22 protein-coding genes are annotated in these 16454 nt (G+C 66.9%); 19 read left to right on the forward strand and 3 right to left on the reverse strand.

Annotation, left to right across the window (positions count from 1 at the left end; all coding sequences use genetic code 11):
- Positions 1 to 18: 18 nt before the first annotated feature.
- The 8 genes from kdsA to truD all read left to right on the forward strand — a co-directional run bounded on the left by kdsA (position 19) and on the right by truD (position 5524).
- Positions 19 to 849 carry a 3-deoxy-8-phosphooctulonate synthase gene (gene kdsA / locus QP609_RS07640; RefSeq protein WP_005408999.1) on the forward strand — a complete coding sequence of 277 codons (831 nt, stop codon included), beginning with the start codon at positions 19 to 21 and terminating at the stop codon, positions 847 to 849.
- A complete protein-coding gene (locus QP609_RS07645; RefSeq protein WP_032959194.1) occupies positions 846 to 1193 on the forward strand; it encodes a hypothetical protein in 348 nt (115 codons plus the stop codon). The genes kdsA and QP609_RS07645 overlap by 4 nt, the downstream gene beginning before the upstream one ends.
- Positions 1193 to 1522, forward strand: coding sequence for a hypothetical protein (locus tag QP609_RS07650; RefSeq protein WP_197621692.1), 330 nt, complete (start codon positions 1193 to 1195; stop codon positions 1520 to 1522). The genes QP609_RS07645 and QP609_RS07650 overlap by 1 nt, the downstream gene beginning before the upstream one ends.
- A 96-nt stretch (positions 1523 to 1618) precedes the next feature.
- Entirely contained in the window at positions 1619 to 2911 is a 1293-nt protein-coding gene (gene eno, locus QP609_RS07655; RefSeq protein WP_014646700.1) for a phosphopyruvate hydratase, read from the forward strand.
- Between the two features lie 4 nt (positions 2912 to 2915).
- A complete protein-coding gene (ftsB, locus tag QP609_RS07660) occupies positions 2916 to 3269 on the forward strand; it encodes a cell division protein FtsB (protein WP_005412924.1) in 354 nt (117 codons plus the stop codon).
- Positions 3266 to 3964: a 2-C-methyl-D-erythritol 4-phosphate cytidylyltransferase gene (gene ispD, locus QP609_RS07665; protein WP_049405812.1), complete on the forward strand. Its 699-nt coding sequence runs from the start codon at positions 3266 to 3268 to the stop codon at positions 3962 to 3964. Before ftsB ends, ispD begins: the two co-directional genes overlap by 4 nt.
- A gap of 34 nt (positions 3965 to 3998) precedes the next feature.
- Positions 3999 to 4496 (forward strand): 2-C-methyl-D-erythritol 2,4-cyclodiphosphate synthase, encoded by a 498-nt coding sequence (ispF, locus tag QP609_RS07670; RefSeq protein ID WP_014646702.1) that lies wholly within the window; start codon positions 3999 to 4001, stop codon positions 4494 to 4496.
- Complete coding sequence (truD, locus tag QP609_RS07675) at positions 4493 to 5524, forward strand: tRNA pseudouridine(13) synthase TruD (protein ID WP_197621691.1); 1032 nt, start codon at positions 4493 to 4495, stop codon at positions 5522 to 5524. The genes ispF and truD overlap by 4 nt, the downstream gene beginning before the upstream one ends.
- Before the next feature lie 69 nt (positions 5525 to 5593).
- Here truD and QP609_RS07680 read toward each other — a convergent pair whose 3' ends face one another.
- Positions 5594 to 6133 carry a Smr/MutS family protein gene (locus QP609_RS07680; RefSeq protein WP_032959185.1) on the reverse strand — a complete coding sequence of 180 codons (540 nt, stop codon included), beginning with the start codon at positions 6131 to 6133 and terminating at the stop codon, positions 5594 to 5596.
- Between the two features lie 209 nt (positions 6134 to 6342).
- Between QP609_RS07680 and surE the strand changes: the two genes are divergently transcribed.
- The 5 genes from surE to QP609_RS07705 all read left to right on the forward strand — a co-directional run bounded on the left by surE (position 6343) and on the right by QP609_RS07705 (position 10037).
- Positions 6343 to 7122, forward strand: coding sequence for a 5'/3'-nucleotidase SurE (gene surE, locus QP609_RS07685; protein WP_032959183.1), 780 nt, complete (start codon positions 6343 to 6345; stop codon positions 7120 to 7122).
- Complete coding sequence (locus QP609_RS07690; RefSeq protein ID WP_014646706.1) at positions 7119 to 7796, forward strand: protein-L-isoaspartate(D-aspartate) O-methyltransferase; 678 nt, start codon at positions 7119 to 7121, stop codon at positions 7794 to 7796. Before surE ends, QP609_RS07690 begins: the two co-directional genes overlap by 4 nt.
- An 18-nt stretch (positions 7797 to 7814) precedes the next feature.
- Positions 7815 to 8429 (forward strand): YqaA family protein, encoded by a 615-nt coding sequence (locus tag QP609_RS07695; protein ID WP_014646707.1) that lies wholly within the window; start codon positions 7815 to 7817, stop codon positions 8427 to 8429.
- Positions 8426 to 9211 (forward strand): peptidoglycan DD-metalloendopeptidase family protein, encoded by a 786-nt coding sequence (locus QP609_RS07700; RefSeq protein WP_164167103.1) that lies wholly within the window; start codon positions 8426 to 8428, stop codon positions 9209 to 9211. The genes QP609_RS07695 and QP609_RS07700 overlap by 4 nt, the downstream gene beginning before the upstream one ends.
- A 337-nt stretch (positions 9212 to 9548) precedes the next feature.
- Positions 9549 to 10037, forward strand: a complete 489-nt coding sequence (locus QP609_RS07705) for a hypothetical protein (protein ID WP_142234560.1) — start codon at positions 9549 to 9551, stop codon at positions 10035 to 10037.
- A 27-nt stretch (positions 10038 to 10064) separates the two neighbouring features.
- On the opposite strand, the gene QP609_RS07710 is transcribed toward QP609_RS07705, so the two are convergent.
- On the reverse strand, positions 10065 to 10439 hold the full coding sequence (locus QP609_RS07710) for an Mth938-like domain-containing protein (protein WP_014646710.1): 375 nt from the start codon (positions 10437 to 10439) through the stop codon (positions 10065 to 10067).
- 13 nt (positions 10440 to 10452) lie between these two features.
- Positions 10453 to 10758 carry a ribosome assembly RNA-binding protein YhbY gene (gene yhbY, locus QP609_RS07715; RefSeq protein WP_014646711.1) on the reverse strand — a complete coding sequence of 102 codons (306 nt, stop codon included), beginning with the start codon at positions 10756 to 10758 and terminating at the stop codon, positions 10453 to 10455.
- A gap of 65 nt (positions 10759 to 10823) precedes the next feature.
- Here yhbY and rlmE point away from each other — a divergent pair, with 65 nt between their 5' ends.
- From rlmE to hfq, 6 genes are all read left to right on the forward strand, one after another.
- Positions 10824 to 11456, forward strand: coding sequence for a 23S rRNA (uridine(2552)-2'-O)-methyltransferase RlmE (gene rlmE / locus QP609_RS07720; RefSeq protein WP_005409014.1), 633 nt, complete (start codon positions 10824 to 10826; stop codon positions 11454 to 11456).
- A gap of 69 nt (positions 11457 to 11525) precedes the next feature.
- Entirely contained in the window at positions 11526 to 13460 is a 1935-nt protein-coding gene (gene ftsH, locus QP609_RS07725) for an ATP-dependent zinc metalloprotease FtsH (RefSeq protein WP_005409015.1), read from the forward strand.
- 99 nt (positions 13461 to 13559) lie between these two features.
- The gene (locus QP609_RS07730) at positions 13560 to 13745 is read left to right on the forward strand and encodes a hypothetical protein (protein ID WP_014646713.1); all 186 of its coding nucleotides are present in this window, start codon (positions 13560 to 13562) and stop codon (positions 13743 to 13745) included.
- A 474-nt stretch (positions 13746 to 14219) separates the two neighbouring features.
- Positions 14220 to 15116: a dihydropteroate synthase gene (gene folP, locus QP609_RS07735; protein ID WP_197621514.1), complete on the forward strand. Its 897-nt coding sequence runs from the start codon at positions 14220 to 14222 to the stop codon at positions 15114 to 15116.
- Positions 15116 to 16069, forward strand: coding sequence for a tRNA (adenosine(37)-N6)-dimethylallyltransferase MiaA (gene miaA, locus QP609_RS07740; protein WP_014646715.1), 954 nt, complete (start codon positions 15116 to 15118; stop codon positions 16067 to 16069). Before folP ends, miaA begins: the two co-directional genes overlap by 1 nt.
- A 96-nt stretch (positions 16070 to 16165) precedes the next feature.
- A complete protein-coding gene (gene hfq / locus QP609_RS07745; RefSeq protein WP_004152891.1) occupies positions 16166 to 16441 on the forward strand; it encodes an RNA chaperone Hfq in 276 nt (91 codons plus the stop codon).
- Positions 16442 to 16454: the final 13 nt, after the last annotated feature.

Here is a 16454-nt window from a genome sequence, read left to right on the forward strand (position 1 = left end):
GGACAACAAGGAAACGCCATGAAACTGTGTGGATTCGAGGTCGGGCTGGACCAGCCCCTGTTCCTGATCGCCGGCCCCTGCGTGATCGAGTCGATGCAGCTGCAGCTCGATACCGCCGGCAAGCTGAAGGAAGTCACCGACAAGCTCGGCGTCAACTTCATCTTCAAGTCCAGCTTCGACAAGGCCAACCGCACCTCGGGCACCGCGTTCCGCGGCCCGGGCATGGAAGAGGGCCTGAAGGTCCTGGCCGAGGTCAGGAAGCAGATCGGCGTGCCGGTGCTGACCGACGTCCATGAGTACACCCCGATGGACGAAGTGGCCTCGGTGGTGGATGTGCTGCAGACCCCGGCGTTCCTGGTCCGCCAGACCGACTTCATCCGCAAGGTGTGCTCGGCCGGCAAGCCGGTCAACATCAAGAAGGGCCAGTTCCTGGCGCCCTGGGACATGAAGCCGGTCGTGGAGAAGGCCAAGGCCACCGGCAACGAGCAGATCATGGTCTGCGAGCGCGGTGCCAGCTTCGGCTACAACAACCTGGTCAGCGACATGCGCTCGCTGGCGGTGATGCGTGATACCGGTTGCCCGGTGGTGTTCGATGCCACCCACTCGGTGCAGTTGCCGGGCGGGCAGGGCACCAGTTCCGGTGGCCAGCGTGAGCACGTGCCGGTGCTGGCCCGTGCTGCAGTCGCGGTGGGCATCTCCGGCCTGTTCGCCGAGACCCATCCGGATCCGTCCAAGGCCCTGTCCGATGGCCCCAACGCGTGGCCGCTGGACCAGATGGAAGCGCTGCTCGAGACCCTGATGGAGCTCGACGCGGTGACCAAGAAGCACGGCTTCTCGCGCTTCGCGTGAGTCGTGACCCGAGGGTGGCGCTGGAAGCCCAGCGTCATCGCCGGCACTGGAAACAGTGGCCCTGGGGCCTGATCGCACTGGGCCTGGCCGTGCTGTTCACCGTGGGCATGTTTGGCCTGGTGCTGATCGGTGCGGCGTCGGTGCGCCCCCCGGGTGATGGCAGCAGCGCGCTTGATCTGCGTGCGTATTTCATTGCGCTGCTGGTCGCGGAGCTGCTCGGTGCCGCGGGCTGCCTCGCGGCCGCGGTGCTGGCCTGGCGGCTGAATCGCGGCAAGGTGGCGGCTGGCTTTGCGATCATCCTGCTTTCGCTGTGGCTCGGCGCCCTGTTCTACGGATTGCTTTGATGAATACGAGCACGTCGGCGCGCGGCTGGCCCTGGGGCCTGGTCGCGCTGGGGCTGTCCGTGCTCGCCTGGGCGTCCCTGCTGCTGGGAGTAATGGCCTTTGCGGCCAGCTTCGGCTCGCCGGGTGACGGAAACCATGGCATCCAGGCCCTGCAGTACTGGATCGTGGCCGCGCTGGTCACGCTGGGTGTGTCTTTCGTCGGCAGCTTGGTGGCGATAGTGCTCGCCTGGCGACGCCGTCGTAGACCCGTCGCGGCGGCGGTGGCCGGCGCGTTGCTGGTGATGCTGGTGTCGCTGGCCCTGATCGTGATCGGGTCCAGCTGGGGCTGATGCCGCCCAGGCCATTTGGCAAGTGGCGGGCAGCCGGGGATAATCACGCGGCATTCGTTTTGTCGCCCCCTCTCCAGACAGGTAACCGGCCCGACCATGAGTACGATCCGCAGCATCCACGCCCGTGAAATCCTTGACAGCCGTGGCAACCCCACGCTGGAAGCCGAAGTCATCCTGGAGGACGGTTCGTTCGGTCGTGCCGCGGTTCCCTCCGGCGCCTCGACCGGCACCAAGGAAGCGGTCGAGCTGCGTGACGGTGACAAGACCCGTTATCTGGGCAAGGGCGTGCGCAAGGCCGTCGACAACGTCAACACCACGATTGCCGCCGCGCTGAAGGGCTTTGAGGCTACCGACCAGGCCGGCCTCGACCGTCGCCTGATCGATCTGGACGGCACCGAGAACAAGGGCCGCCTGGGTGCCAACGCGCTGCTGGGTGTTTCGATGGCCGCCGCGCATGCCGCCGCTGCATCGAACAAGCAGGCACTGTGGCAGTACTTGGCCGCCAGGACCGGCGTGACCCCGGCGCTGCCGGTGCCGATGATGAACATCATCAATGGCGGCGCGCATGCCGACAACAACGTCGACTTCCAGGAGTTCATGGTGCTGCCGGTCGGCTTCACCTCGTTCTCCGAAGCGCTGCGTGCCGGTACCGAAATCTTCCATTCGCTGAAGTCGGTGCTGAAGGGCCACGGCCTGAGCACCGCGGTCGGCGACGAAGGTGGCTTCGCGCCGGACTTCCGCAGCAACGTCGAAGCGCTGGACACCATTCTCGAAGCGATCGGCAAGGCGGGCTACACCGCCGGTGAAGACGTGCTGCTGGGCCTGGACGTGGCCTCCAGCGAGTTCTTCGAGAACGGCAAGTACAACCTGGTCGGCGAGAACAAGCGCCTGACCTCCGAGCAGTTCGTCGACTTCCTCGCCGACTGGGCCGCGCAGTACCCGATCATCACGATTGAAGATGGCCTGGCCGAGAACGACTGGGCCGGCTGGAAGCTGCTGACCGACCGCATCGGCAAGAAGGTGCAGCTGGTTGGCGACGACCTGTTCGTGACCAACCCGAAGATCTTCCAGGAAGGCATCGACTCGGGCACTGCCAATGCGATCCTGATCAAGGTCAACCAGATCGGCACCCTCAGCGAAACCCTGGAAGCGATCGCCATGGCCGATCGTGCCGGCTACGCCGCCGTGGTCTCGCACCGTTCGGGCGAAACCGAAGACACCACCATCGCCGACATCGCAGTGGCCACCACCGCCACCCAGATCAAGACCGGTTCGCTGTGCCGCAGCGATCGCGTGGCCAAGTACAACCAGCTGCTGCGCATCGAGGAAGCCCTTGGCGCCGGCGCGCGTTACGCCGGTCGTGACGCGTTCGTTTCGCTGAAGCGCTGAGCCGATGCGCGACTGGCGCTGGATGCTGCTGGTGCTGGCCCTGTTGCTGGGCTGGCTGCAGTACCGCTTCTGGTTTGGTCCGGGCAATTCGGGTGAAGTGATGATGCTCGAAGCCCAGGTCGCCAACCAGGAGCGGGACAATGAGGGCCTGCAGCAGCGCAATGATGCGCTCGCTGCGGAAGTGAAGGACCTCAAGGAAGGCCAGTCCGCCATCGAGGAACGCGCGCGCAGCGAGCTGGGCATGATCAAGCCCGGCGAGAAGTTCTATCGCGTGGTCGAGGATGCGCCGGTGCACCCGGCGCAGCCTGCGGCAGGTGTCAGTGCGCAGGTTGGCGACCACCCGGCGGACGTGCCATGAGTGCGGCGATCTGGGTCGTGGTTCCGGCTGCTGGCCGTGGCACCCGCTTTGGCGCGCCGTTGCCCAAGCAGTACCTGCAGGCAGGGGGGCAGATCCTGCTTGCCCATACCCTGGACGCCCTGCTGGCGCACCCGGCCGTGGCCGGGGCGATGGTGGTGATCGGCCCGGACGATGCCGACTGGCCGGGCTGGAACGAGTGGGCGGGCAAGCCGGTGCTGACCTGCATCGGTGGCGCGACCCGTGCCGCTTCGGTGCTGGCTGGCCTGCAGGCGCTGCCGGAGACGGTGCGCGCTGATGAATTCGTGCTGGTCCACGATGCCGCGCGGCCGAACCTGTCCCTGGTCGATCTCGGCCGCCTGCTTGAAGTCGGTCGTGCCGATCCGGTCGGGGCGATCCTGGCCGCACCGGTACGCGACACCCTCAAGCGTGCGGGCGACGACGGCGGCATCGATGGCACCGAGCCGCGCGAGCGGCTGTGGCGCGCACTGACACCACAACTGTTCCGCCGCCACCAGCTCAGCCGCGCGCTGTCCGAAGCCGCCGCCGCCGGTGTTGAAGTCACCGATGAGGCCATGGCCATGGAGCGCCAGGGCCAGCGCCCGCTGCTGGTCGAGGGCAGCGAGGACAACTTCAAGGTCACCACCCCGGCCGATCTGGACCGGTTCGAATTCGTACTTTCCCGCCGCGCCGGCTGACCGTCCGCGCGGCCCTGCAGCAAGGGTTGCATCCATGAGCACCGCACCGTTCCCGCCCGTCCGCATCGGCCAGGGCTACGACGTCCATGCCTTCGGTGAAGGCGACCACATCATGCTTGGCGGAGTGAACGTGCCGCACAGCTGCGGTGTGCTTGCACACAGCGACGGCGACGTGATCCTGCACGCCCTGTGCGATGCCATGCTCGGCGCACTGGCGCTGGGCGACATCGGCCAGCATTTCCCGCCCAGTGACGACCGCTGGAAGGGGGCCGACAGCAGCGAGTTCGTGCGCCACTGCGACAGCCTGCTGCGGGAGCGCGGCTGGCGCGTCGGCAACACCGACATCACCGTGATCTGCGAGCGGCCGAAGGTCGGCCCGCATGCGCTTGCGATGCGTGAGCGCATCGGTGGGTTGCTGCAGCTGCCGCTGGACGCGGTCAGCGTCAAGGCCACCACCTCGGAGAAGCTGGGCTTCACCGGCCGTGGTGAAGGCATCGCCGCGCAGGCGGTCGTGTTGCTGGTGGCGGCATGATCCCGCTGCCGTTGGCGTTTGGTGCGCCGTTGTTGACGGCGCGCATCCGCACCACGCCGGACGATTTCCAGGTGGATGAACTGCCGGCGTTCGAGGCGAGCGGTGAAGGCGAGCATCTGCTGCTGCACATCCGCAAGCGCGGCGCCAACACCGTGCATGTGGCCAAGGTGCTGGCAAAATGGGCGGGCCTGCCGGAAATGGCGGTGAGCTACGCCGGGATGAAAGACCGCCACGCGGTCACCACCCAGCGTTTCAGCGTGCACCTGCCCAAGCGCATTGCGCCGGACCTGGCCGAGTTGGCCAGTGACGAAATCGAAGTCATCGAGGCAACCTGGCACAACCGCAAGCTGCAGCGCGGCGCACTGGCCGGCAACCGCTTCAAGCTGGTGCTGCGCGAGGTGCAGGGCGATCCCGCCGCGATCAGCGAGCGCCTGCAGCAGATTGCCGCGCGCGGCCTGCCGAACTGGTTTGGTGAACAGCGTTTCGGCCGCGACGGTGGCAACGTGCCGGCTGCACTGGCGATGTTCGGTGGGCGCCGCATGCGCAAGGACCAGCGTTCGCTGCTGCTCTCTGCAGCCCGTTCGGCGCTGTTCAACCGCGTGCTGGCCGCGCGCGTGGAGCAGGGCAGCTGGGACCAGCCGCTCGATGGCGAAGTCTGGATGCTCGATGGCAGTCGCAGCGTGTTCGGCCCCGAGCCGTACACGGATGTGCTGGCCGAGCGGCTGGCGCGTTTCGACATCCATCCCAGCGCGCCGTTGTGGGGCGAAGGCGAGCTGCGCAGCACCGACGCTGCGCGTGAGCTGGAGCTGGCCGCGCTGGACGACGACGAGTCGAAGGCACTGCGGACCGGCCTGGAAGATGCGCGCCTGAAGCAGGAGCGCCGCGCGTTGCGCCTGCGTCCGGCGCTGCTGCAGCACCAGTGGCTGGCCGACGACGTGCTGGAACTGTCGTTCGCGTTGCCGCCAGGCTGCTACGCCACCGCCGTGCTGCACGAACTCGGCCCCGTCGAAGGCGCCTCGCAGGCCTGACAGAAAAAAGGGGACGGAGGGAATTAAGTCGTTTGTGGCACAAACGACTTAATTCCCTCCGTCCCCTTTTCAACGCCGCGCCAGCAGCACCAGTACCGCGCCGGTGCCGCCTTGTCCGGTCGGTGCCGAATGGAATGCCAGCACGTCGTTGCGCAGCCGCAGCAGGCGATCGACCAGGTTCTTCAGCACCGGTGCACCGCCATCGGACTGCAGTCCCTTGCCGTGGATGATGCGCACGCAGCCGTACTCGTGTGCATGCGCTTCCAGCAGGAACTGGCGCAGCAGGGCTTCGGCCTGTGCGGCGGTGGCGCCGTGCAGATCCAGTTCGTCCTGCACCGAGTACTGGCCGCGCTTGAGGCGCTGGAACAGGCGTGGTGGCAGGTTGTCGCGGCGATAGCTGGCCACGTCGCCGGCTTCCAGTGGCGCACTGTCGCGCAGCAGCCGGGCGAACTCGCCGGCCGCTTCGGCCTCGTCACGTTCGGCCATGCGCGCACGCGGTTTCGGCCGGGGCGCGGCAGGTGCCGGCTCGGCATCCTTGCGCAGCGGCTTCACTTCGCCGATGGCCGCACGGAACAATGCGGCCGGATCTTCATCATCAGGGTGCGACATGCGCACAGGGTAAACCGCCGGCGCAGGTCTGCCTATGACGGTTCGATGTCGGCCGTGACCGCTGACAGGGTAGGACCGGCGGCCCGCATGCGGCACAATAGACGATGCCCTTGCAGGGTCGACCGCTTCCGCAGGGGAGCGCGACGGTCCCGCCCACACTGCACGGTGATGGAATCGAATTCTTGGAAAATCAAGCGGTTAAATCGAAGATGCGAATCCTGGTCAGCAATGACGATGGTGTCGACGCCGCAGGCATCCGGATGCTTGCCGCGGTCCTGCGCGAGGCCGGTCACGAAGTCACGGTGGTTGCGCCCGACCGCGATCGCTCCGGCGCCAGCAACTCGCTGACCCTGGACCTGCCGATCCGGCTCAAGCGCATCGACCATTACACCGTTTCGGTGGCCGGTACACCCACCGACTGCGTGCACCTGGCGCTGACCGGCCTGCTTGAATTCGAGCCTGACATTGTCGTGTCCGGCATCAACAACGCCGCCAATCTCGGCGACGACGTGATCTATTCCGGCACCGTCTCGGCGGCGATGGAAGGTCGCTTCCTCGGCCTGCCGGCGGTGGCGGTCTCGCTGGTCAGCCGCAACCACGATCCGAAGCACTTCGAGACCGCCGCGCGTGCTGCGGTGGAGATTGTCGCCCGGCTCAAGGCCGATCCGCTGCCGGCCGACACCATCCTCAACGTCAACGTGCCGGACCTGCCGTGGAGCGAGGTCAAGGGCTTCGAGGTCACCCGCCTCGGCAACCGCCATCGTGCCGAAGGCTGCATCGCGCAGAAGGATCCGCGCGGCAACGAGGTGTACTGGATCGGCCCTGCCGGCCGTGAGCAGGATTCCGGTCCCGGTACCGATTTCCACGCGGTGCGCACCGGCCACATCTCGATCACCCCGATCCAGGTCGACCTCACCCGCTACCAGGCGCTGGAGAAGGTCGCCAGCTGGGTCGGCGGCCTCAGCGCCGCGCTGGACCAGCCGGCATGAGCCCACGCCTGCGATTGCAGCCGGAAGCCGTCGGTATCGGCATGACCTCGCAGCGCGTGCGTGACCGCCTGGTCGACCGCCTGCGCGAAGCCGGCATCGTCGACGAGCCGACCTTGAACGCGATCCGGGTGGTGCCGCGCCATCTGTTCATCGATGAAGCCCTGGCCTCGCGTGCCTATGAAGACACCGCGCTGCCGATCGGCCATGGCCAGACCATCTCGCAGCCCTGGGTGGTTGCGCGGATGACCGAGGCAGTGCTGCAGGTCTCGCCGAAGCGGGTGCTGGAAGTCGGCACCGGTTCCGGTTACCAGGCCGCCATCCTTGGCGCGTTGGGCCTGGAGGTCTACACCGTGGAGCGCATTGGTGATCTGCTGCGCCAGGCCCGCAAGCGCTTCCGTGCGCTGGGCATGAACATCCGCACCAAGCACGACGACGGCCGCGTCGGCTGGGCCGAGCACGGCCCGTTCGATGCCATCGTGGTCACTGCGGCGGCGCCGGCACTGGTCGACGCCCTGATCGAGCAGCTGGCCGAAGGCGGCCGCCTGGTGGCGCCGGTCGGTGGCCCTGGGGCGCAGTCGCTGGTACAGCTGGACCGCAAGGCCGACGGCAGCATCGAACAACACGTGCTGGCGCCGGTCACGTTCGTGCCGCTGCTGTCTGGCATGCTCGACTAATCCACGGAGCAGGGTTGCATGAAGATTTTCGGGCCGCTGTACGAGCGGGCGATGAAGTGGGCGGCGCACGAACGCGCGCCGACCTACCTGACGGTGTTGAGCTTCTTCGAGGCGATCATCTTCCCGGTGATGCCGGAGGTGATGCTGGCGCCGATGTGCGTGGCCCAGCCCAAGCGCGGCTGGTGGTTTGCCACCCTCAGCCTGGCCGGCTCGATGGTCGGTGCGCTGGTCGGCTACGCGCTGGGTCACTACGCTTTCGAGGCGATCAAGCCGCTGTTTGAAGTGCTGGGCATGCTGCCGGCGATCGAGCAGGGCATCACCACCGTGCAAGCGAAGATGGCCGAATCGCCGTGGGCGGTGTTCACCTTCCTGGTGCTGGGCGGCTTCATGCCCATCCCGATGAAGGTCTTCACGTGGGCATCGGGTATCGTCGGCGTACCGATGCCGCAGTACCTGTTGAGCATGCTGATCGGTCGCGGCAAGCGCGTGTTCGTGCTGGCTGCGGTCATCCGTATCGGTGGTGCGCGTGCTGAAGCGGCACTGCGTCGCTGGATTGAACCGCTGGGCTGGATCGCCACCGCGTTGGTGGTGGTGCTGATCGCCTGGCTTGTATGGAGGTCGAAGTTCGCATGAGTCCTGATCGTCTGAGCAAGGGAGTGCGCATCGGCGCGCTGGCGTTGCTGGTTTCCACCCTGGCCGCCTGCGGCACCGCCACTGTGGTTCGTCCTGGTGGTGGCAGCACCGGTGGTGGTGTGACCACGCCGAAGACCTCGGTGCCCAAGCCCGGGCAGACCGTGGTAGTGCGCAAGGGCGACACCATCTATGCGCTGGCCCGCATCCATGACATCACCCCGGCCGACCTGATTGCCTGGAACAGCCTGGACAACCCCTCGACCATCCATCCGGGGCAGGTGATCCGGCTGTATCCGGCCGGTGCCAGCGGCGGCCGCGCGCCGACCACGGTGGTCACCGCGCCGCGCCCGGGCGGCAGCAGCGCCGGCAGCACGGCGCCAACTCCGGCGCCGGTTGGTCCGGTGAAGAGCAACATCGCCTGGCGCTGGCCGGCCGACGGCGCGATCGTCGGCCGCTACGTTGCCGGCGATGCGACCAAGCAGGGCGTGGACATCGCCGGTACCAGCGGCCAGCCGGTCAAGGCCACCGCCAACGGTGTGGTGGTGTACTCCGGCGCCGGCCTGGTCGGCTACGGCGAGCTGATCATCATCAAGCACAGCGACCAGTGGCTGTCGGCCTATGGCCACAACCGCAAGCGCCTGGTGAATGAAGGGCAGAGCGTGAAGGCCGGTGAGCAGATCGCCGAGATGGGCCGCACCGGTGCGAACCGCGACATGGTCCACTTCGAGATCCGCTACAACGGCAAGCCGGTCGACCCGCAGCAATACCTGCCGGCGCGCTGATCGTCGATTCATAATCCGGGCGGATCCCCGGCCCGGCGCAGCGCGCCGGGCGTTCGCCGACGGTGCGGCCCATGGGCCGCAAACACCGCCGGCTCACCCGCTACAACGGCAAGCCGGTCGACCCGCAGCAATACCTGCCGGCGCGTTGAGGTAGTGGGACGGGTGGCGCCGGGCAATGCTCGGCGTTCCCGACCTGTAGCGTCGAGCCGTGCTCGACTCACTGTACGCTGGCCGCCGTGGGTGGCCGTTTGCGACCTTGAGTGGCACATCTCAAGCTTCCCGACAAGCCAGGGAAGCGGCATGCTTCAACGGAACCAGCCTCCCGATCCGGTGCCGCATGTCTCGCCCAACAGCCCTTTTCGCGCTGCTCATCGTCGCGCCGTTGGCGACCGCCGCCAGCGATCCACGTGACGTGGTCACCCGCCTCTACGACGCCATCCAGGCGCCGCAGTCGAACGAAACGGCGATTGCTCCGCTGCTGGGTGATGGCCTCCGCTCAGCCATCGATGCGCAGCGTGCATATGAACAGGCCTGCACCGCACTGGCCGCGCCCGATGAGAAGCCGCACATGCTCGACCAGAGCCCGTATCTGTTGGCGCCGGACCGGCCGGAGACGATAAAGGTGGGAGCGCCCGGATCGAGCGGTGACGCCACCTGGGTCCATGTCGACATGGCCGTGGGCGACTATCGCTGGACCGACCGGGTCCTGCTGCAGCGGCAGGGCCCGGACTGGAAGGTCATGGATATCCGCTGGGGGCAGGGTGGCAACCTGATCGGTCGGCTGCAGGCGTTCTCCGCGTTCCGCTGCACACCTTCGGGCAGCTAGTGCCCGGGCGCACCCGGCGGCTCGAACTCAGCCTTCCAGGATGAAGGCGGCCGCGACCTTGCGGCCTTCGCCGGCCAGAATGTTGAAGGTGCGCGCGGCGGCCGGATTGTTCATCACCTCCAGGCCGATGCCACGCGACAGACAGGCGGCCATCACCACCGCGGGCGGGAATACCTGACGGTCTCCCGTGCCGAGCACGATCAGCGCCGGATTCAGCGCCAGGATCGGCTCCAGGTCCGCCAACTGCAGCGCGGCGGCACTTGCCACCGGCCAGTGCGTGACCAGTTGGTCCGGGGTGAGGAAGAAACTGCCGCCCAGCACCTGGTCATTCACCTTGGCCGAGCGGCCATCTGCGGCACGCAGGCTGTAGGCGTAATCCGGCGGTTCGTGGTTCAGCTGCATGACGGTAGGACGATCAGCCGCGCGGCAGCACGATCTGGCGCTGTTCCTTGCTCGGGCGGTACAGCACCGCGACGTGGCCGATGCGCTGCACCAGCGCGCTTTCGGTGGCTTCGACGATCTCGCCGATCATCGCGTCACGGGCGTCGCGATCCTCTGCGGCGACCTTCACCTTGACCAGTTCGTGGCGCTCCAGCACTTCGTTCAGCTCAGCGATGAAGGCTGGGGTCACACCCTTGCCGCCGGTCTGCAGCAGGGCCTTCAGGTCGTGGGCTTGGCCGCGCAGGAAACGGGTCTGGGAGGCGGTCAGGGCGATGGACATGCAGGAAAACACGGTTGAATGGGACGATCAGGGTATCATGAGGACCCCATCAGCCCCTATTTTCAATGGCTACCCGCAGCAAAAGCAGCCAGCGCTGGCTCAAGGAACACTTCTCCGACCCCTTCGTGAAGAAGGCGCAGGCCGAGGGCATGCGCTCGCGCGCCGCCTACAAGCTCGAGGAGCTGCTCGAACGTGACCGCCTGCTGAAGCCGCACATGGTGGTGGTCGACCTTGGCGCGGCCCCCGGCGGCTGGTCTCAGCAGGTTCGGAGACAGATCGGCGACACCGGTCGTGTGCTGGCGCTGGACATCCTGGACATGCCGCCGCTGGCCGGCGTGGAGTTCCTTCATGGTGACTTCAGGGAAGAAGCCGTCCTATCGCAGTTTGAAGCCATGCTCGGGGATCAGCCGGTAGACCTTGTGCTGTCGGACATGGCCCCCAATAAGAGTGGTGTAGGCGCGGTCGACCAGCCGCGGATGATGCACCTGGCGGAGCTGGCCCTGGATTTTGCCGACAACCACCTGAAGACCGGTGGGGCGTTCCTGATCAAGCTGTTCCAGGGTGAGGGCTTTGACGACTACGTGCGCGACATGCGCCGCCGGTACGACAAGGTCTCCATCCGCAAGCCTGAGGCGTCGCGCAAGCGCTCTCCCGAGGTGTATGCCTTGGGTCAGGGAAAACGCGCCCACATGAAGTAAGCTCGCAACGTACGCAAGTTCGACCCCAACGCAACGCCAGCACTGAGAGGAACACCGGAGCCAATGAGGATGAACGACTTGACCAAGAACCTCCTGCTATGGGTGGTCGTCGCCGTCGTGCTGATGGTGGTCTTCCAGAGCTTCTCGCCGAAGTCCTCCGGGGCCGGCGCGCAGGGCGCGTCGTACTCGCAGTTCCTGGACCAGGTGGACAGCGGCAACGTGCAGAAGGTCGCCTTCGGCGGCGACATGCGCGGCGGCACCAGCCAGCTGACCTACACCACCCGCGGTGGGCAGTCGTCCACCATCACCGCGCCGTTCGATCGTGACCTGATCAACGTGCTGCGCACCAAGAACGTGGAGATCGTGCAGGAGGAGCCGTCCAGCGGCATCTCCCTGGGCGCGATCCTGATGAATTTCCTGCCGGTCATCCTGATCATCGGCTTCTGGTTGTTCATCATGCGCCAGATGCAGGGCGGTGGCGGCGGTGCCAAGGGCGCGATGTCCTTCGGCAAGTCGCGCGCCAAGCTGCAGGGCGAGGACCAGATCAAGGTCACCTTCGCCGACGTCGCCGGCTGCGACGAGGCCAAGGAAGAAGTGGGCGAGCTGGTCGACTTCCTGCGCGACCCGTCCAAGTTCACCAAGCTGGGCGGCAAGATTCCGCGCGGCGTGCTGATGGTGGGCCCGCCGGGTACCGGCAAGACGCTGCTGGCCAAGGCCATTGCCGGCGAAGCCAAGGTGCCGTTCTTCTCGATCTCCGGTTCGGACTTCGTGGAAATGTTCGTCGGCGTGGGCGCCAGCCGCGTGCGTGACATGTTCGAGCAGGCCAAGAAGCACGCCCCGTGCATCATCTTCATCGACGAAATCGACGCCGTCGGTCGCCACCGTGGCGCCGGCCTGGGCGGCGGTCATGACGAGCGCGAGCAGACCCTGAACCAGCTGCTGGTCGAGATGGACGGTTTTGAAGGCGGCGAAGGCGTGATCGTGATCGCCGCGACCAACCGTCCGGACGTGCTGGATCCGGCGCTGCTGCGTCCGGGCCGTTTCGACCGCCAGGTGGTGGTCGGCCTGCCGGACGTGAAGGGCCGCGAGCACATCCTGAAGGTCCACATGCGCAAGCTGCCGCTGGCCGACGATGTCGAGCCGATGGTGATCGCACGTGGTACCCCGGGCTTCTCCGGCGCCGACCTGGCCAACCTCTGCAACGAGGCGGCCCTGTTCGCCGCGCGCGGCAACGAGAAGGAAGTCCGCATGGACCACTTCGACCGTGCCCGCGACAAGATCCTGATGGGTGCCGAGCGCCGCTCGATGGCCATGAGCGAGGACGAGAAGACCCTGACCGCGTACCACGAAGCGGGTCACGCCATCGTCGGCCGCCTGGTGCCCGAGCACGATCCGGTCTACAAGGTCACCATCATTCCGCGCGGCCGTGCGCTGGGCGTGACGATGTACCTGCCGGAAGGCGACAAGTACTCGATGAACCGCGTGGCGATCCAGTCGCAGCTGTGCTCCCTGTACGGCGGCCGTGTCGCCGAAGAGCTCATCTTCGGCGAGGACAAGGTCACCACCGGCGCCTCCAACGACATCGAGCGCGCAACCAAGATGGCCCGCAACATGGTCACCAAGTGGGGCCTGTCGGAGCAGCTCGGCCCGATCGCCTATGGCGAAGAGGACGACGAGGTGTTCCTGGGGCGTTCGGTCACCCAGCACAAGAGCGTGTCCAACGACACGGCGCGCCGGATCGACGAGGAAGTGCGCAACATCCTCGACAAGGCCTATGCCCGCACCACCCAGCTGTTGACCGAGAACATCGACAAGCTGCATGCGATGTCGCAGCTGCTGCTGCAGTACGAGACCATCGACGCACCGCAGATCGACGCCATCATGGAAGGCCGCGATCCGCCGCCGCCGGCGGGCTGGAGCAAGTCGAACAAGGACGGTGGCAACGACAAGGGCGGCGACGCCCGCCCGCTGCCGCCGATCGCAGGCCCGGCCGAATCGCATTGACGGCCCGCTGCACGTAACACCAGACGAGGCCGGGGAAACCCGGCCTTGTCGTTTCCGGGCCTTCGGCCCCTTCCGAACCGAACTGATGCTGGAGCCTGCATGTCCGCCCCGAAGCCCGAACCGATTTCCCACACCGCCGAAATGATCATCGCCACCGTGGTCGGCGTGGGCGTAGGGCTGGGCGCCGACAACCTGCTGCTGGGCTGCGTGGTGGGTATCGGTGTCGGCATCGTGCTGAGCATCGCCAGAACCCTGTACGTGGACCGCAAGCGCCGCCGCCGTTGAGGGGTGTCCGCAGGGCTTCGCCCTGCACCCGCGGTAGTGCCGGCCGCTGGCCGGCAACCTCAGCAGCAACAGCAACAGCAACAGCAACATTCCGTGGGGTGGCGGGGCAGTGTCGGAGTGCGGGGACGCCGTGAACCCATCCATGGGGGCTTGGCAGCCGCATCCATACGGCTGACACCCCGCCCTCCGACACCGCCCCACCTCTGACAGATTCCGGCCGCTGTTGGTAGGTGTCGACCTTGGTCGACACGGTAGATCCACGCCATGCGTGGATGAATCTCTGTCAGATATCGAATCAATTCGGGGTCAGATCCGTTTTCCGTAGGAAAACGGATCTGACCCCACGCCATCCCTCAGTACACCTGCTGTTGCTTCGGCTGTTGCTTCAGCTGTTGCTGTAGCCCGGGCCTCTGCGGGTGCAGGGCGCCGCCCTGCCGAACTAAACTACCCGCCGTCGTCCCTGCAGGATTGCCCATGTTCGATACCTCGCCCCAGCTCGATTGCGCCGGCCGCATCCTGCGCCTCGACCGTGCCCGGGTCATGGGCATCGTCAACGTCACCCCGGACTCCTTCTCCGATGGCGGTGCGCACGACACCACCGAGGCCGCGGTCGCACATGGCCTCAAGCTGGTCGAGGAGGGCGCGGACCTGCTGGACATCGGCGGCGAATCGACCCGGCCGGGCGCTGCGCCGGTCTCGGTCGAGGAGGAGCTGCGCCGGGTGATTCCGGTGATCGAGCAGCTGGCCGCACGCACCCGGGTGCCGATCAGCATCGACACCTTTAAACCGGAGGTGATGCGCGCGGCGGTGGCCGCTGGCGCCGGCATGATCAACGACATCTTCGGCCTGCGTCAGGAGGGGGCGCTGGACGCCGCCGCTGAAACCGGCGTGCCGGTGGTGCTGATGCACATGCAGGGCGAGCCGGGCCACATGCAGGCCGATCCGCACTACGACGACGTGGTCGCCGAGGTGCATGGTTTCCTGGTGCAGCGCCTGTTCGCTGCCGAGATGGCGGGCATTGCGAAGAAGAACCTGCTGATCGACCTTGGTTTTGGCTTCGGCAAGAGCACCGCCCACAACATGACCCTGCTGGCGCGTTCGGAGCGCTTCCTGGAACTGGGGGTGCCGGTGCTGGCCGGCCTGTCACGCAAGCGCAGCCTGGGAGAACTCACTGGCCGCGACACGCCCTCCGAACGCGTGGCGGCTTCGGTGGCCGCGCACCTGATCGCGGTCCAACGTGGCGCGCGCATCGTGCGCGTGCATGACGTGGCGGCCACCGTCGATGCGCTGAAGATCTGGCAGGCAGTGGAGGCCGTGCCGACGCCGCGTGCCGACGCTGCGCCGACGATCCGCTGGCCGGACGAAGACTGATGGGCGTCGATCGGCGGCCGCTGGCGATCGCCGTGATGGGGCCGACCGCCAGTGGCAAGACCGCCACCGCAATCGCTTTGGCACAGCAACTGGACGGCGAAATCGTCAGCGTCGATTCGGCGCTGGTATACCGCCACCTGGACATCGGCTCGGCCAAGCCTGATGCGGCCGAGCGTGCACAGGCGCCGCACCATCTGCTGGACCTGCGCGATCCCTGGCAGACCTATTCGGCGGCCGAGTTCGCCGCCGATGCCGGCCGGGTCGTGGCCGACATCGTGGCACGCGGCAAAACGCCGATCCTGGCAGGTGGCACGGGGCTGTACTTCCGGGCCCTGCTGCAGGGCCTGTCGCCGATGCCGGAGGCCGACCCGGTGATGCGCGAAGCACTCAGCACCGAGGCGGCCGAGCGGGGCTGGGCGGCATTGCACGCAGAGCTGGCCGAGGTCGATCCGGCCGCCGCCGCACGCATCCATGCCACCGACCCGCAACGCATCCAGCGGGCACTGGAGGTCTATCGCCTGACCGGCACGCCCATCACTGAATGGCAGCGCCGTCCGGGCGTGGCGCCGCTGCCGGTGCGCACCCTCAAGCTGATCCTGGCCCCGCGTGACCGCGCGGTACTGCACCAGCGCATCGAGGCGCGCTTCGACACCATGCTGGCGCAGGGCTTCCTGGACGAAGTGCGGGCACTGCGCGCGATGCCGGAAATGGCCGCCGTGGAGGCCCCGTTGGACCTGCCGGCGGTGCGTGCGGTCGGCTATCGCCAGGCCTGGGAGTACCTGGACGGGGAGGGTGATGCCGCCCGTTTCCGTGACAAGGCGATCTTCGCCACCCGCCAGCTGGCCAAGCGCCAGCTGACGTGGCTGCGCGGCGAGCTTGATGCGCGCTGGTTCGACCCCCATATCGACCAGGAGCGCCTTGCCGGCGCGGTGTCGGCCTTCGTCGCACGCTGAACCCCCGCCAGCCGTGTAACATCATCGGCCGGCGGGCGGCTCGGGGGCCGTGGCAACCGTCGGCAACCCAATAAGAACAATAATCAGGAGTGTGCAATGTCCAAGGGGCAATCGCTGCAGGATCCTTTCTTGAACGCACTGCGGCGCGAGCGCGTGCCGGTTTCGGTGTACCTGGTGAACGGCATCAAGCTGCAGGGCACGATCGAGTCGTTCGACCAGTTCGTGGTCCTGCTGCGCAACACGGTCAGTCAGATGGTCTACAAGCACGCCATTTCCACGGTGGTTCCGGCACGCAACGTGAAGGTCGGTCCGGGCGGTGGTTACGTGCAGTCGGGTGAAGGTGGTCAGGCAGGTGATGAAGCAGACGAGTAATACCGGAGCGGTG

This window comes from Stenotrophomonas sp. 8(2023), from assembly GCF_030345295.1.
GTDB lineage: Bacteria > Pseudomonadota > Gammaproteobacteria > Xanthomonadales > Xanthomonadaceae > Stenotrophomonas > Stenotrophomonas muris.